Annotated in this window: 12 protein-coding genes; 9 read left to right on the forward strand and 3 right to left on the reverse strand. The window is 72.4% G+C overall.

What is annotated here, in order from left to right; genetic code table 11:
- Positions 1–51 precede the first annotated feature (51 nt).
- Positions 52–1,047: a terpene synthase family protein gene (locus BUE44_RS17530; RefSeq protein ID WP_073499359.1), complete on the reverse strand. Its 996-nt coding sequence runs from the start codon at positions 1,045–1,047 to the stop codon at positions 52–54.
- 775 nt (positions 1,048–1,822) lie between these two features.
- Here BUE44_RS17530 and BUE44_RS17535 point away from each other — a divergent pair.
- From BUE44_RS17535 to BUE44_RS17545, 3 genes are all read left to right on the forward strand, one after another.
- On the forward strand, positions 1,823–2,026 hold the full coding sequence (locus BUE44_RS17535; protein ID WP_033176054.1) for a cold-shock protein: 204 nt from the start codon (positions 1,823–1,825) through the stop codon (positions 2,024–2,026).
- Between the two features lie 245 nt (positions 2,027–2,271).
- The gene (locus BUE44_RS17540) at positions 2,272–3,819 is read left to right on the forward strand and encodes a DEAD/DEAH box helicase (RefSeq protein WP_073499362.1); all 1,548 of its coding nucleotides are present in this window, start codon (positions 2,272–2,274) and stop codon (positions 3,817–3,819) included.
- Positions 3,820–4,028: 209 nt separating this feature from the next.
- Positions 4,029–4,232 (forward strand): cold-shock protein, encoded by a 204-nt coding sequence (locus tag BUE44_RS17545; RefSeq protein WP_073499364.1) that lies wholly within the window; start codon positions 4,029–4,031, stop codon positions 4,230–4,232.
- Positions 4,233–4,293: 61 nt separating this feature from the next.
- On the opposite strand, the gene BUE44_RS17550 is transcribed toward BUE44_RS17545, so the two are convergent.
- Positions 4,294–5,025: a DUF4232 domain-containing protein gene (locus tag BUE44_RS17550; protein ID WP_073499367.1), complete on the reverse strand. Its 732-nt coding sequence runs from the start codon at positions 5,023–5,025 to the stop codon at positions 4,294–4,296.
- A 185-nt stretch (positions 5,026–5,210) separates the two neighbouring features.
- Between BUE44_RS17550 and BUE44_RS17555 the strand changes: the two genes are divergently transcribed.
- Positions 5,211–6,605, forward strand: a complete 1,395-nt coding sequence (locus tag BUE44_RS17555) for a helix-turn-helix domain-containing protein (RefSeq protein WP_073499370.1) — start codon at positions 5,211–5,213, stop codon at positions 6,603–6,605.
- A gap of 122 nt (positions 6,606–6,727) precedes the next feature.
- Here BUE44_RS17555 and BUE44_RS17560 read toward each other — a convergent pair whose 3' ends face one another.
- Positions 6,728–7,690 carry a zinc-dependent alcohol dehydrogenase family protein gene (locus tag BUE44_RS17560; protein WP_073499372.1) on the reverse strand — a complete coding sequence of 321 codons (963 nt, stop codon included), beginning with the start codon at positions 7,688–7,690 and terminating at the stop codon, positions 6,728–6,730.
- A gap of 161 nt (positions 7,691–7,851) precedes the next feature.
- Between BUE44_RS17560 and BUE44_RS17565 the strand changes: the two genes are divergently transcribed.
- From BUE44_RS17565 to BUE44_RS17585, 5 genes are all read left to right on the forward strand, one after another.
- Positions 7,852–8,478 (forward strand): TetR/AcrR family transcriptional regulator, encoded by a 627-nt coding sequence (locus BUE44_RS17565; protein ID WP_200804450.1) that lies wholly within the window; start codon positions 7,852–7,854, stop codon positions 8,476–8,478.
- Positions 8,479–8,625: 147 nt separating this feature from the next.
- Entirely contained in the window at positions 8,626–9,195 is a 570-nt protein-coding gene (locus BUE44_RS17570; RefSeq protein WP_073499377.1) for a TetR/AcrR family transcriptional regulator, read from the forward strand.
- Positions 9,192–10,085, forward strand: coding sequence for an aldo/keto reductase (locus tag BUE44_RS17575; RefSeq protein WP_073499379.1), 894 nt, complete (start codon positions 9,192–9,194; stop codon positions 10,083–10,085). The genes BUE44_RS17570 and BUE44_RS17575 overlap by 4 nt, the downstream gene beginning before the upstream one ends.
- Before the next feature lie 148 nt (positions 10,086–10,233).
- Positions 10,234–11,253 carry an NADPH:quinone reductase gene (locus BUE44_RS17580; RefSeq protein ID WP_073499382.1) on the forward strand — a complete coding sequence of 340 codons (1,020 nt, stop codon included), beginning with the start codon at positions 10,234–10,236 and terminating at the stop codon, positions 11,251–11,253.
- 269 nt (positions 11,254–11,522) lie between these two features.
- On the forward strand, positions 11,523–14,288 hold the full coding sequence (locus BUE44_RS17585) for a helix-turn-helix transcriptional regulator (protein ID WP_073499384.1): 2,766 nt from the start codon (positions 11,523–11,525) through the stop codon (positions 14,286–14,288).
- Positions 14,289–14,315 lie beyond the last annotated feature (27 nt).

Here is a 14,315-nt window from a genome sequence, read left to right on the forward strand (position 1 = left end):
TTCCCTAGGTCCTGTCCGACGGACAGGGCGAACGAACGGCCACGGGTGCGGTCATGGCGCGACTCCCGGGGCCGGGCCGCCGTCACCGTCCGGCAGCCAGCGGGTCTCGAACCGGCCGGTGACACCGAGCCAGTGCAGGGTCGCGGCCAGGAACGAGCGCAGCGCCTCCACGTAGCCCCGCATCGGCTCCCGGACCGGCCCGGGGACACCGTCACCGGCCGCGAGAGCAGCAGCGAGCCGCTGGAAGTCCTGCAGGCGGGCGTCCCGCATCGCGGTCGCGCGCTGGTGCGCGGCGGACGGTGAGCAGCCGTGCTCGCGCCCCACGACGGCCACCAGGCTCTCCTGGCCCACGCGCTGGTCGGCGCCGGTCGAGACCAGGTCGTTCGTCCAGCCCGCCACGTCGGCCGCCGCATCCCTCAGCGCCCGCACCGCGGGATCGCCCTCGGGGTGGTCGGGCCATGGAGCCCCGGCGGCGTACTCCACGACGTCGAGCGTCGGGAGCACCGTGATGGTCCTGCGGCGCAGGCGGACGTAGTCGCGAAGGGACGGTGCGACCCGGTCGTGGCGGCCCGTGGCCTCCTGGCAGGTGGCCTCCGCGAAGTCCCGGTAGTCGGTGATGAACCGCTCCCGCCACCGGGGGGACATGCGGGGGGCCGTACGCCGCCACAGATCGGCCAGCGCCGTCTCGACATCGCCCCGCGAGACGACCGGACGGTCGGCGGCGAGCACGCCCAGCAGCCGGCCGAACAGTATCCGGACCTGCTCGGGGTGGGAGCCGAGACCGCCGCGATCGAGCCTGTCGTCCACCAGGCAGACGAACGCGGCCCACTGCGCCGTCAGTTCCGCCTGAGCCGCCCCGGCCGCGGGGACGACACGGGCGGCGAAGGCTCCCAGCCGCATGGCAGCCAGCCGCTCCACCTCGACGCCGCCGGTCACCAGCCCCAGGCTGCCCGCCCAGGCCAGCACCGACACGTCCAGCTGCCCGCCCCGCGCGTCAGCCGCGACGCCTGGCCGGGCGCCGGTGCGCTCGGCAGCCCCCTCGGACACGCCGTCACCCCAGGGCCGCGAGCGCGCCGGCACGACCGCCGGCCGAGCCCGCGAAGCCGGGCGTGGCCACCGCAAGGGAAACCAGGTCACCGGCGAGGTGCGTGCATAGCCCCATGGAATCCCCCTTCGTCGGCCACCAGCATCGGGGCGTCCCACGGGCCCACCTGGCCCCTGAACGTTTCTGCAGCCCGAAGTTCACCCGCATGGCTGCGTCCGGACGGGCAGGCAGGGCATGCCGCCCCCGCTTACCGGGCCTGACGACCTGACGCCGGTACGCGCCGGCGAGGTGCAGCCGTAGACAGCCAGGACGCCGGCAAGCGGCCATCTCCCCCGCATTCGGGGTCCCGCCGGCCACGACCTCGGCCGGGAACCTGCACTATTCTGCCGCCGCCACGGCAGATAACGGCGCCTCATGGATACACCGCCGGCGGGTGTGATCGGGCCGCGCCGGAGCCCGGCACCGCCTTCGGACCGTGACACGCGCCGCACGGGCGCAAAAATCTGATACCGCAAGTGCAGAAATACCAGCATGCCATCCGGAGCATTTACGCCTTCGACGGCATCGCCATGGGAAAATCCGGACGCGACCGCTGTGACGTGCTAAGGTTTCCATCAGTTGCAGTTGTGGTTCCCGAAGACTTCAAGTGCCCTCGCCGTCGTACACGGCGGGAGCGCTTTTGTATTTCCGGCATTCTTCCGGATGGGATAATCATCGCGGCGACGCGGATTCCGCACACTGCGGATTCCGGGCACTGCCCCTGAAGGAGATTTTGATATGGCATCTGGCACCGTGAAGTGGTTCAACGCGGAAAAGGGTTTCGGCTTCATCGAGCAGGACGGTGGCGGCGCTGACGTCTTCGCCCACTACTCGAACATCGCCGCCTCCGGCTTCCGCGAGCTGCAGGAGGGCCAGAAGGTGAACTTCGACGTCACCCAGGGCCAGAAGGGCCCGCAGGCGGAGAACATCGTTCCTGCCTGACGCTCAGCGCAGAGCCGGGGCCCGCACCATGGGGTGCGGGCCCCGGCCTGCTGTTTTCTCCAGGCAGTCTCAGGCGCTGCCCGGGTGCGCCGTGAAAGGCACCCGCCCGCCGGACATCTCGCCCCGCGCCTTTCGGGCAGTCGGCCCGCTCTCGCGCATTCACATTCATCGGTTCGTCCTTGTGCTCCCAGCGCGGCCTTGCGCCGCCGGGATTCCTCGACGTACCGCATCGAGGAAGGTTCTCCATGAATCGCACTTTCGGCTCCAGTGATCGCACTTCCCGCGGGCGCTCCGCCGGCTCCGGCTCCGGCCGCGGCGGCTACCGCGGTCAGGCGCCGAGCCGCTCCGGCGGCCCGTCCCGCTCGGGCAGCCCGTCCCGCTCCGGCAACTACGGAAGCCGTCGACCGGCCGCGCAGCAGGGGGAATTCGCCCTGCCCGTCACCCTCACGCCCGCCCTGCCCCCGGTGGAGACCTTCGCCGAGCTGGACCTGCCGCCCGCGCTGGTGAAGGCGCTTGCGACGCAGGGGATGGCCGTGCCGTTCCCGATCCAGGCCGCCACGCTCCCCAACTCCCTGGCAGGACGCGACGTGCTCGGCCGCGGCCGCACCGGCTCCGGCAAGACCCTGGCCTTCGGCCTGGCGCTGCTCGCCCGCACCGCCGGACGGCGCGCCGAGCCCGGACAGCCGCTGGCCCTGGTCCTGGTCCCCACGCGGGAGCTGGCCCAGCAGGTCACCGACGCCCTCACTCCGTATGCCCGCGACCTGCGGCTGCGGCTGACCACCGTCGTCGGCGGCATGTCCATCGGACGCCAGGTCAACGCCCTGCGCGGCGGCGCCGAGGTCGTCGTGGCGACTCCCGGAAGGCTCAAGGACCTCATCGACCGCGGTACGTGCCGGCTGGACCAGGTCGCCATCACCGTGCTGGACGAAGCGGACCAGATGGCCGACATGGGATTCATGCCGCAGGTCACCGCACTGCTGGACCAGGTGCGCCCGGACGGTCAGCGGATGCTCTTCTCCGCCACCCTGGACCGCAACATCGACCTGCTGGTACGCCGGTATCTCAATGACCCGGTCGTCCACTCCGTCGACCCCTCCGCGGGCGCGGTCACCACGATGGAACACCACGTGCTGCACGTGCAGACCACGGACAAGCAGGCCACGACGACCGAGATCGCGGCCCGCGACGGCCGGGTGCTGATGTTCCTGGACACCAAGTACGCCGTGGACAAACTCACCGCGCACCTCCTCCACAACGGCGTGCGGGCGGCGGCGCTGCACGGCGGCAAGTCGCAGCCGCAGCGCACCCGTACCCTCGCGCAGTTCAAGAGCGGTCACGTGACCGTGCTGGTGGCCACCAACGTGGCGGCCCGCGGTATCCACGTCGACGACCTCGACCTGGTCGTCAACGTCGACCCGCCCAGCGACCACAAGGACTACCTGCACCGCGGCGGACGCACCGCGCGGGCCGGTGAGTCGGGCCGCGTCGTCACCCTGGTCCTGCCCAACCAGCGCCGCGAGATGTCCCGGCTGATGTCCACCGCCGGCATCACCCCGCAGAGCACGCAGACCCACTCCGGGCAGGCCGAACTGACCCGCATCACCGGAGCGCGGACCCCCTCAGGCGTGCCCGTCACCATCACCGAACCGGTCGCCGAACGCTCCAGGCGCAGCACGTCGACCTCCTCCCGCGGCCGGCGCAACCGCCCCTCGCAGGCCAGGCGCTCCACCCGGCCCACCCTGGCACCGCAGGGAACCTCGCAGCGCCGCTCCGCCCTCAGCCCGGCGGCATGAGTCCTGCCCCCGAGCAGGGTTCGCCGACAATCGGCTGACGCTCGAGCCGTCCCCCCACGGTGCCGTGAATGCACCGTGGGAGGGGCGCCCTCGGAGGGTCGACATCGACCTCCCGCCCCTTTTCGCCGGGGAAAAGATAGATATCCGCGACGCGCAGGCAATTTCGCGGATATCTATCACCGCACTTCAAGCGTGCAGGAAGGCGTAAAATGACCACAGGTACCGTGAAGTGGTTCAACGCGGCCAGAGGATTCGGCTTCATCGAGCAGTCGAACGCCGGCCCTGACGTATTCGCGCACTACTCGAACTTCATCGACCACGAGCTTCCCCAACTGGTCGAAGGCCAGAGAGTCACCTTCGAGATCACCCAGAGCCCGAAGGGCCCGTGCGCGGAGAACATCTCCTGCTGCTGACTCGACCCTGCCGGTGACCTCGTAGCCGCCGAGGCCACCCGCCGCCGGCGCGGCCCCTACGTCACCAGTTCAGGGCGTCGTCCATCGACTGCTGCCAGTACGTGGTCTTCAGCGTGCTGTCGATGTAGAGGCCCTTGGCGGGCAGCGGCGGGTGGGCGGCGGCGCCGACGCTCTCGTTGCCGGACCGGCCGTAGAAGTAGACCGCCAGAGTCTTCGCGGTGTAGCCGTTCGTGCCGGTGCCGTCCGCGGCGGCCAGGGTCACCGAGGCGTAGCCGGACTCGCCCGGGGCGAGCGTCACCACGGCCTGCGGGTGGGAATCGGCGATGACCGGCGGGACCGCCTGGGCGCCGGTGAACTGCAGCGCCGGGTAGGCGTAGAGATAGCAGGTCCTGCTGCCGGTGTTGGTCACCGTGAGCAGCATGTGGTTCACCGGGCGGTTCAGCGGGGCCGCGACGGTCTTGGTGTCGGAAGCCTGGCAGGTGACCGGCTTGCCGGAGGAGGCCGGGGGCTTGGCGGTGGTGTGCCGCGTCGTCGGCTTCGGGCCGCCGGACCCCGACTGCCCGGAACTGGCGAGCGCCTTGGACGACGCGGGGTTCGCCGCGGGGGACGTCGCGGGGGACGTCGCGGACGGGTCGGGGGCGGCGGTGGCGGTGGACGCCGCGGAGTTCGTCCCCGTGGGCTCGGCGCGGGCACCGGTCGCGTCGTTGCCGCACGCGGTCAGGGAGAGCGCTGCGAGCGCGGCGGTCGCGGCGGCGACGGCGAGACGGGTACCGGAGGGTCGGATGCCGGACATGGTGCGGACCTCTTTCGCTGGTGACACCGGTGTGGTGCTCGGATGGAAGCAACGTGTCCGGTGATCCGTCCCGACCGCCACGCCCGCTGGGCAGTCGGGGATACTGGAATGGCCAAACAGGCTTTGAGCAGGGCGAATTCAGTGGCTCTGGAACGCCGGAACGGGATGCGGGGGGACGCTGCGGAATGGCGGGACGCGTGGAAGGGGCGGCGGGGGACGGGCCGGCCGAGGGGTTCGCGACGCTGCTGCGGGGGCTCAAGGACCGCTCCGGGCTGAGTTACGGGACGCTCGCGAAGCGGCTGCACATGAGCACGTCGACGCTGCACCGGTACTGCAACGGCGCCGCGTTCCCGAACGACTACGCGCCGGTGGAGCGCCTAGCGCGGGTGTGCAAGGCGACGCCGCAGGAACTCGTGGAGCTGCACCGCCGCTGGGTCCTGGCAGACGCGGCCCGTGCGGCGGCGTCGCAGGTTCGGCGCGAGGGCGGGGATGGCCGGGCCGGTGAGGACCTCGCGGCCCGCGTGCCGGAGGCGGCCGAGCCCGGCGGGGCGCCCGGGGCGGCCGTACCCGACGCGCCCGACGTATCCGACGCGCCGGCCGTACCGGAGGCCCTGGACGCGCCGGAGGTACCGGTCGTCGTCAACGTGCCGGGCGGGTCCGCCGCACCGCGACGGCGCCGTACGGCGCTGGTCGCCGCCGCCGCGGCGGCCGTACTGGTGGCCGCCGTACTCGCGGTGCATCCGCCATGGGCCGGCCGCGGCGGCGACAGCGCGAACGGGGTCCTGAGCGACACGGGTGATCGGAAGGCGGTCGCGGGCTCCCCCTCGCGGAACACCCCGACGCCGGGCACGTCGACCGCACCGACCGCACCGACCCGCAGCACCGGCGCGGGCGCGGCCGCCGGCCGGCGGGCGGGCGGAGCCCCGACCACGCCGGGCAGCCCGGCGCCGGACACGTCCGCCGCGCCGGCCGCGGGCAGCGCCGCGGTCCCGATCACCGTCCGCACCCGCCCGTACATCTACGACAACCCGTGCAGCCAGCACTTCCTCGTCGACAGCGCACCCGCGCAGATGGGCCCGCCCGCGAACGAGGAGAACGCGCCGCGCTGGGCCGCCTCGTACGGCGCGGTCTCCTCGGACGAGCAGCGGATCGCCCTCACCGTGCAGGGCACCGGCCCGCGGACCGTCGTCCTGGAAGCGCTGCACGTGAGCATCGAGTCCAGGAACGCGCCGCTGGCCTGGAACGACTACGCGATGGGCGCCGGCTGCGGGGGCGGCGTCGAGACCAAGTCCTTCGACGTGGACCTTGACAGCGGCAGCCCCACCGTCGCGGTCAGGAACGGCCAGCGCCCATTCCCTTACAGCGTCAGCGAGTCCGACCCCGAGGTCTTCTACGTCACCGCCCACACCAAGGCGCACGACGTCCGCTGGGACCTCACCCTCGACTGGTCGAGCGGCAGCCGCCACGGCACCGTCCGCGTCGACAACGACGGCACCCCCTTCCGTACCAGCGCCGACGTCAACCGTCCCGGCTACGACTACCCCCTGGGCGGCAGCGACTGGATCCCGCGCACCGGCTGACCCGGCAGAGAGCCCCTTCACCATCGCGGCGCGCCATGACGAAGCTGGAGGCGGCCAGCGAGCGGGCGCAACCCCGTTGTCATCGCCTACGGGACGGGCCCGGCGGTCACCCGGGGTCCGGGTCAGGGCGCGAGGACGACCCTGCCGAAGACCTGGCCCGCGTCCATCCGGCGGTGGGCCCGCGCCGCCTGGTCCAGGGGCAGCACCTCGTGTACGACCGCGCGCAGGTCCCCGTGCGCGGCCTCGGCGAACTGGGACGTCCGGACGGTCTGCCGGTCGGGTCCTGGCACGGTGTCGGAGCTGAAGGTGGCGAACGACAGCGACTTGCGGAAGGCGTCCATCAGCCGCATGCCGAAGTCCGCGGGGGGTTGCCCGCCGACCACCCCGACGGCCACGTAGCGCCCGTTGGTGTTCAGCTTGTCCAGGAACAGGGGGAGTTGGGGGCCGCCCACGACGTCGATCACGACGTCGAAGCCCGCCGGTGCGTCCGGGCCGCCGTGGCCGGTGCGGTCGAGGACGTGGGTGGCGCCCAGGTCCCGCAGGCGGGCGCCGCGGCCGGCCGACGCGGTGGTGACCGCGACCGCGCTCGCCCCGTGCCTGGAGGCGAGTTGGACCGCCGTGATCCCGATGCTGCCCGCCGCACCGCGTACCAGCACCGCCTCACCGGGTGTGAAGTGCGCGCGTTCCAGGGCGAAGTGGGCGACCACGCCGGAGCCGCCGAGGGTCACCGCGTCGGCGCCGGTCAGACCGTCGGGCAGGGCGAGGACGTCCTCGACCGCGGCGACGGCCTGCTCGGCGTAGCCACCGGACAGGCCGGTGAACGCCCACACCCGCCGCCCGATCCACGAGGCGTCCACGCCCTCTCCCACCGCGGTGACCTTTCCCGCGACCTCGCTGCCGAGCAGGTGGCCCTCCCGGAAGCCGTAGGCGGCAAGCGATCCGCGGCGGATCACGGCGTCCACGCCGCCCACCCCGATCGCCTCCGTGGCGACCAGCACCTGCCCCGGGGCAGGAACGGGCGCGGGCACCTCGACGACCTCCAGTCCGTCGGGGTCACCGAACGTCCTGATCAGGACGGCTTTCATCTCTGCTCCTCGGGTCGGGTTCGTGGCGAAACGGTTCGCAGCCGCTGCGGCCGCGGGCGCTGCTGGGACCTGGCGCCCCGGCTGACAGGCCGGGACGGGGCGGCGGCACTATCCTCGGACCGTAACGGACGCCCCCGTCCGTTTGGCCGAAGTGAGAAACGATGACCAGCCGATTGCCTCAGACCGTGCGCTCCGACGCCCGCGACAACCGGGCCCGCATCCTGGAGGCCGCCCGCGCGGTGTTCGGCGAGGACGGCCTGGGCGCACCCATGCGCGAGGTCGCCCGGCACGCGGGCGTCGGCCCCGCCACGCTCTACCGGCACTTCCCGACGAAGCAGGCACTGATCGCGGCGACCTTCGCCGAGCAGCGGCGGGCCTGCCAGGCCGCCGTCCGTGACGCCCTCGCGGACCCGGACCCGTGGCACGGATTCCGGGACCTGGTCGAGCGGATCTGTGAACTCCACGCCCACAGTCGGGGATTCGCCGACGCCTTCATGGCGGCCTTCCCCGAGGCGATGGACTTCACCGCCGACCGGGAGCGAACACTTCAGGCGGTCGGCGAACTGGCCCGCCGTGCCCAGAAGACCGGCCAACTGCGCGCCGGCTTCGTCGTCGACGACCTGGTCCTCATGCTCATGGCCCACCGCGGCCTCCACGACACGCCGCCCACCGCGCGGGTCACGGCCTCACGCCGCTTCGCCGCGTACGTGATCGAGGCCTTCCGCGCCACACCGGAGGCGGCAGCGCCTGCGCCGCTGCCGCCGGCTGCGCGGTGGCCAGGACCTTGAGCGAGCGGGTGCGGTCCGGTCGCGCCGGTCGCGGAGAGGCCGGTCGCGGAGAGGCCGGTCGACATGACGGCCCGCTCGTCGGGACGCCACCGCAAACAGAACGGAGCTTCTGTTACTGTCTCCACAAGCAGCACGGCGATTCTTTTTGTGGGGGTGCAGGTGCCGCGGCTCACCGATGCGCGCAAGGAACTCCGGCGTACCCAGATCGCTGCGGCCGCCGTCCGCTGCTTCAGCCGTAACGGGCTGGAACGTACCTCGATCGCCGACATCACCGCCGAGTCCGGCCTGTCTGCCGGCTCGATCTACGCGCACTACCGCAACAAGGCCGACCTGGTCCGGGCCGCCGCCCGCGAGGTGCTCGCCAAGCGGGCCGACGTCATCGGCGAGTACGCCGCGGCCGACGCGCCACCCGACCCCGACGACCTGCTCTCCCGCCTGATCGCCGCCATCGACCCCGCCGAGGCCCGGGTCGGCGTGCAGACCTGGGGTGAGGCGACCACCGACCCGGCCATCCGCGAGATCGTCGTCGACATGACCGACCGGATGCGCGCGATGCTCCACGACTGCGTCACGGCCTGGCTGGTCAAGGTCGAGCACCGTGAACCGGCCGTCGCCCGGGAGCACGCCACCCCGATCGCGCACCGGGTCATGGCTCTCTACCAGGCCGAACTGCTGTACACCGCTTTGCGAACACCGATCGAGGTGACAACGTCGTGACCACCGTGACCGCTTCGTTCGCCGCCCGCACGGTCTTCCGGATCGGCTACGGGGCCCTGCATCTGGAGCGCCTGCACGATCGGCGCGATGAGGCCGTCGCGCTGGTGCGCCGCGCGGTCGAGCTGGGCGTCGACCACGTGGACACCGCCGAGTTCTACGGCTTCGGCTTCGCCAACGCCGTGATCCGCGAGGCGCTGCGCCCCGAGGACGGCGTCCTGGTCGTCACGAAGGTCGGCGCCGACCCCAACCCCGGCGGGAAGCCGGCGCTGCGTCTGGCGCAGCGGCCCGAGCAGCTGCGCGCCAGCGTCGAGGACAATCTGCGCAGCCTCGGTGTCGACCGCCTCCCGGTGGTCAACCTGCGGCGCCTCGACTCCGGCCCCGGGCTGCGCCCCGAGGGCGACCAGGTCGTCGACCTCGACGACCAGCTCGCGGTGATGACCGCCCTGCGCGACGAGGGCAAGATCGGCGCGATCGGCCTGAGCAGCGTCACGCTCGACGTCCTGCGCCGCGCCCTGCCGGCGGGCGTCGTCTGCGTGCAGAACGCGTACAGCCTCGTCTCCCGCGACGACGAGGAGATGCTGCGGCTGTGCACGGCCGAGGACATCGCCTGGGTGCCGTACTTCCCGCTCGGCGGGGCCTTCCCCGGCCTGCCCAAGGTCACCGACGAGCCGGCGGTAGTCGCCGCGGCCGAGTCCCTGGGCGTCACGCCCTCCCAGATCGGCCTCGCCTGGCTGCTGCACCACGCCCCGAACGTGCTGCTCATCCCGGGCACCGCCAACGCCGCCCACCTGGAGGCCAATGTCGCGGCAGGCGAGATCGCCTTCGACGCGGCGGCCCTCGCCACCCTCGATGCCGTCGAGTCCCGCTCCAGCGACGTGCCCATCGGCTGACCGGGACCGGGTGGCCGGGCCGCGATCACGCCCCACGCCCCGACGCCCCACGCCCCACGCCTTACGCGTTACGTCTTACGCCGGACTTCCTGGCGAACTGCCAGGCCATGCCGGGAAATCCCGCTCCACCAGGCTCCGAGGACGGATCATGAAGGCCATCATCTACCGCGACAACGGCGCCCCCGACGTCCTCCGGTTCGTCGACCGTGACCTGCCGGCGCCCGGCCCGGGCGAGGTTCGCGTCCGGGTCGCCGTGTCCGGGGTCAACCCGACCGACTGGCAGGCGCGTTCCGGCGCCGGCCACCCCAAGCGCTTCTCCGAGATCACCCCGCACCTCGACGGCGCCGGCACGGTCGACGCTGTCGGTGAGGGTGTCGACCGGAGCCGGATCGGTCAGCGGGTGTGGCTGTTCATGGCCGCCGCCGGGCGACCCACCGGCACCGCAGCCGAGTTCACCGTCGTGCCCGCCGCACAGGCCGTGCCGCTGCCGGACGAGGCCGGCTTCGACGTCGGCGCCGCGCTCGGGGTCCCCGCGTTGACCGCGCACCGCGCCCTCACCGTCGCGGAGGACGGGCCCCGCCGGCTGCGGCCCGGGGCGCTCGACGCGAAGGTGGTGCTCGCCGCGGGCGGGGCCGGAGCGGTCGGGCACGCGGTGATCCAGCTCGCCCGCTGGGCCGGCGCCACCGTGATCAGCACGGTCAGCAGCCCGGAGAAAGCCAGCCTGGCCACCGCCGCCGGAGCCCACCACGTGATCAACTACCGCGAGGGCGACCCGGCCGCCGAGATCCGCGCTGTCGCCCCGGACGGCGTCGACATCGTTGCAGAGGTGGCGCTGGGCACGAACCTGGCACTGGACGTGGCCGTGCTGCGACCCCGCGGCACGATCGCGACGTACGCCAACGACGGTGGCCGGCCGGTCGAGTTGAACGTGCCGCAGAACATGGTGCTGAACACACGCCTCCAGTTCCTGGTGCTCTTCACGGCCGGTCCCGAGGCCCGAGCCGCGGCCGTCGAGGACGTCTCCGCCGCCCTCCGCGACGGCGCCCTGCCGGTCGGCACCGAGCACGGCCTCCCGCTGGTCCGCTTCCCCCTCCACCGCACCGCGGACGCCCACCGGGCGGTGGAGACCGGCACGGTCGGCAAGGTCCTGATCGACGTCACGCCGTAGCGCTTCGCCAGCCCCGGCCGCCTCCTCGGCCCACGGCGCTCGACCCGAGCACGGTCCTTGTTGCTGTCTCCCGGGCGGGGGCCACTCGGAGTCGTCCTCCCCCGCCGAGCTGCGCAAGGCGGGTGGCGGGTGGCGGGTTGAGTCGGATCACCGTCATGTGACGCTCGATTACGAGGTACCCACGCGCCTAGCGTCTTCTCACGTCACGGTGTCGATGACAGGGGATTCCCATGGTGTGGCGCGGGGCTCGTTCCGGGACGGTGCGGCCGATGGTCGGCCGCGTCGCCGAACGCGAGGCGATCGGACAACTCCTCGACGCAGCAAGGGAAGGACTCAGCGGGGTCCTGGTGCTGGCGGGCGAAGCAGGGGTCGGCAAGACACGGCTGCTGGAACACGCGGCGGCCCAGGCCGCCGGTGTCCGGCTGACGTGGCTGGTCGGCGTCGAAGCCGAACAGCTCCTGGGCTACGGCGCGCTGCACCGGCTGCTGCGGCCGCACCTCCACCGCATCGAGCGGCTTCCCGCCAGACAGCGGGGCGCGTTGAACGCCGCGTTCGGTCTGGCCGACACCTCGTACTCGGACCGGTACCTCGTCGGTCTGGCGACCTTGGCGCTGCTGTCGTCCGCGGCGTCGGAGCTGCCGATGCTGTGCCTGATCGACGACGTCCACTGGCTCGACCGGGAGTCGGCCGAGACGTTGGCCTTCGTCGCCCGGCGGCTGCACGCCGACTCGCTGGGCTTGATCTTCGCGACCAGGAACGACCTCGGCGACCACGGACTGTTCGACGTCTTGCCTTCCCTGCGTGTCGGCGGGCTGCCCGCCGCCGAAGCCCGGGAGCTGTTGTCCCTCGCCGTTGGCGGGCACCTGGACACGGCGGTCGCGGACCGGATCGTGGCCGGTACCGGGGGCAATCCGCTGGCGCTCGTCGAACTGGCGGCGCATCTCGGCGCCGAGCAGCTCGCCGGGGTCGCGCCGATGCCCGATCCGCTGCCGGTGAGCAGGCTGCTGGAGGAGTACTTCCGGCAGTCGGTGGCCGCGCTGCCGTCGGACACCCGGATGCTGCTCCTTCTCATGGCCGCGGCGCCGACCGACGACATGGCGGTGGTCTGGCACGCGGCCGGCGTGCTGGGCCTGGCGGCCAGGTCCGCGGCCGCCGCCATCGAGGCCGGGGTCCTGGACCACGGCGCCGGCCTCGGGTTCCGGCATCCGCTCATCCGCTCCTCGGTCTACGCGGCGGCTTCCGGGCACGACCGGCGGCGGATCCATGCCGCCCTCGAAGCGGCCAGCGACCCGGCCCGAGTTCCCGACCGGCGAGCATGGCACCGCGCCCAGGCAACCGTCGGCCCCGACGACGCGGCCGCCGCGGACCTGGACACTGCTTCGGACTGCGCCCGGGCCAGGGGTGGATATTCCGCTCAGGCGTTGTTCCTGTCCAAGGCGGCGGAACTCACCGTCGACCCCGCCGAACGCGCTGAGCGCTACCTCGCCGCGGCCCAAGCCCATCTGACCTCCGGGGACCGGGCCGCGGTGCTCCCCTTGCTCGACCTCGCCGTACCCGCACTCCAACAGCCCTCCGCCCGCGCCCGTGCGCTGCGGATCCGGGCCTCGGCGGAGCTCTTCAACGCCGGAAGCAACGACCGCGTCCCCGCCATGATGCTCGACGCCGTGGCCGAACTCGGCGACGCGGACCCCCGCATGACCTGGGAGCTGCTCTACGAGGCCATGCACGCCGCCGTCATCGCCCGGGACCCCATGGATCGCACGACCTTGACGGACGTGGCCAAGATCGCGGTCGCCACCCCGCACCGGCCGGACGCCCCGGACTGGAGCCCCGAGCAGCTGATCAGAGGCCTGGCTCTCCGTACGGCCCACGGCTACGAGAGCGGCGTGGCGACGATCCAGGAAGCTCTGGCGAAGCTGCGCGCCTCAGCCGAACTGCACGACATGGCGAGCCCGTTGAGCGTCATCGTGGGCCTGGCGGCGGACGACGTGTGGGACATCGGGGCATTCGTCGAGATCGTCGGCCGCCTCGCGGCCGCGGACCGCAGCCGAGGTGCGCTGTACGGCCTCAGCCTGTCCCTGTCGGTCCTGGCGTACACCGAGATACGGAACGGGCGGCTGACCGCGGCTGAGGCGCTCTTCGCCGAGGCCGACGACTACGCCGCGGCCATCGGACTGACGACTCAGGGAGATCTCAACAGGGGCTTGCTGTATGCGTGGATGGGCAGGGAAAGCGATGTGCACGCCGTTGTGGCGATGATGGACGTCGTATCGACGACATGCGGACTGGGCATGCTGCGCCACCTGGCACATCACGCTCTCTGCGTTCTCAACCTCGGTTTGGGGCGCTACGACGAGGCGCTGCGCCACGCACTGCCCACCTATGAGGAGGACGTGCCCTCGCAGGGCAATCTCGTGCTGCCGCTGCTCGTGGAAGCCGCCGTCCGCGCGGGCGACCGGCACACGGCGGCCCTTGCGCTGAAGCGGCTCGAAGATCGCGCGCAGCTTGCCGGAACGCCGTGGGCGCTGGGGCTCCTGGCCCGATGCCGTGCCCTGGTGGACGAGACCGCCCATGCGGAGAAGTGGTACCAGGAGTCGATCGACCTTCTGGCAGCCGTCCCCCTCGCCGCGGAACACGCCCGGTCACGCCTCTTGTTCGGCGAGTGGCTCCGTCGGCGCAAGCGCCGATCCGAGGCCAGGACCCATCTGCGGGCCGCGTACGAGTCCTTCAGCGCGTGGGGCGCCTCGCTGTTCGCCGAACGAGCCCGGATCGAGCTGCTCGCGACAGGGGAGACAGCACGCAGACGCGTCCCGGAAACCCGGTTCGATCTCACGTCGCAGGAACGGCAGGTGGCCCTGCTGGCCGCTTCGGGACTGACCAACGCGGAGACCGCCTCCCGGCTGTTCATCACGACCTCGACGGTCGAGTTCCACCTGAACAAGGTGTTCCGCAAACTCGGCATCACCTCGCGGAGGCAGATCGCCGCCGCACTCGGTCGGCCGGGAGGTGACGACGTCCCCTCGCCGTCCTACTGATGCGTCCGGCCCCTGGTGGACAGCGGG

Origin of the sequence: Actinacidiphila paucisporea, assembly GCF_900142575.1 — a bacterium.
In the GTDB taxonomy this organism is placed as follows: Bacteria; Actinomycetota; Actinomycetes; order Streptomycetales; family Streptomycetaceae; genus Actinacidiphila; species Actinacidiphila paucisporea.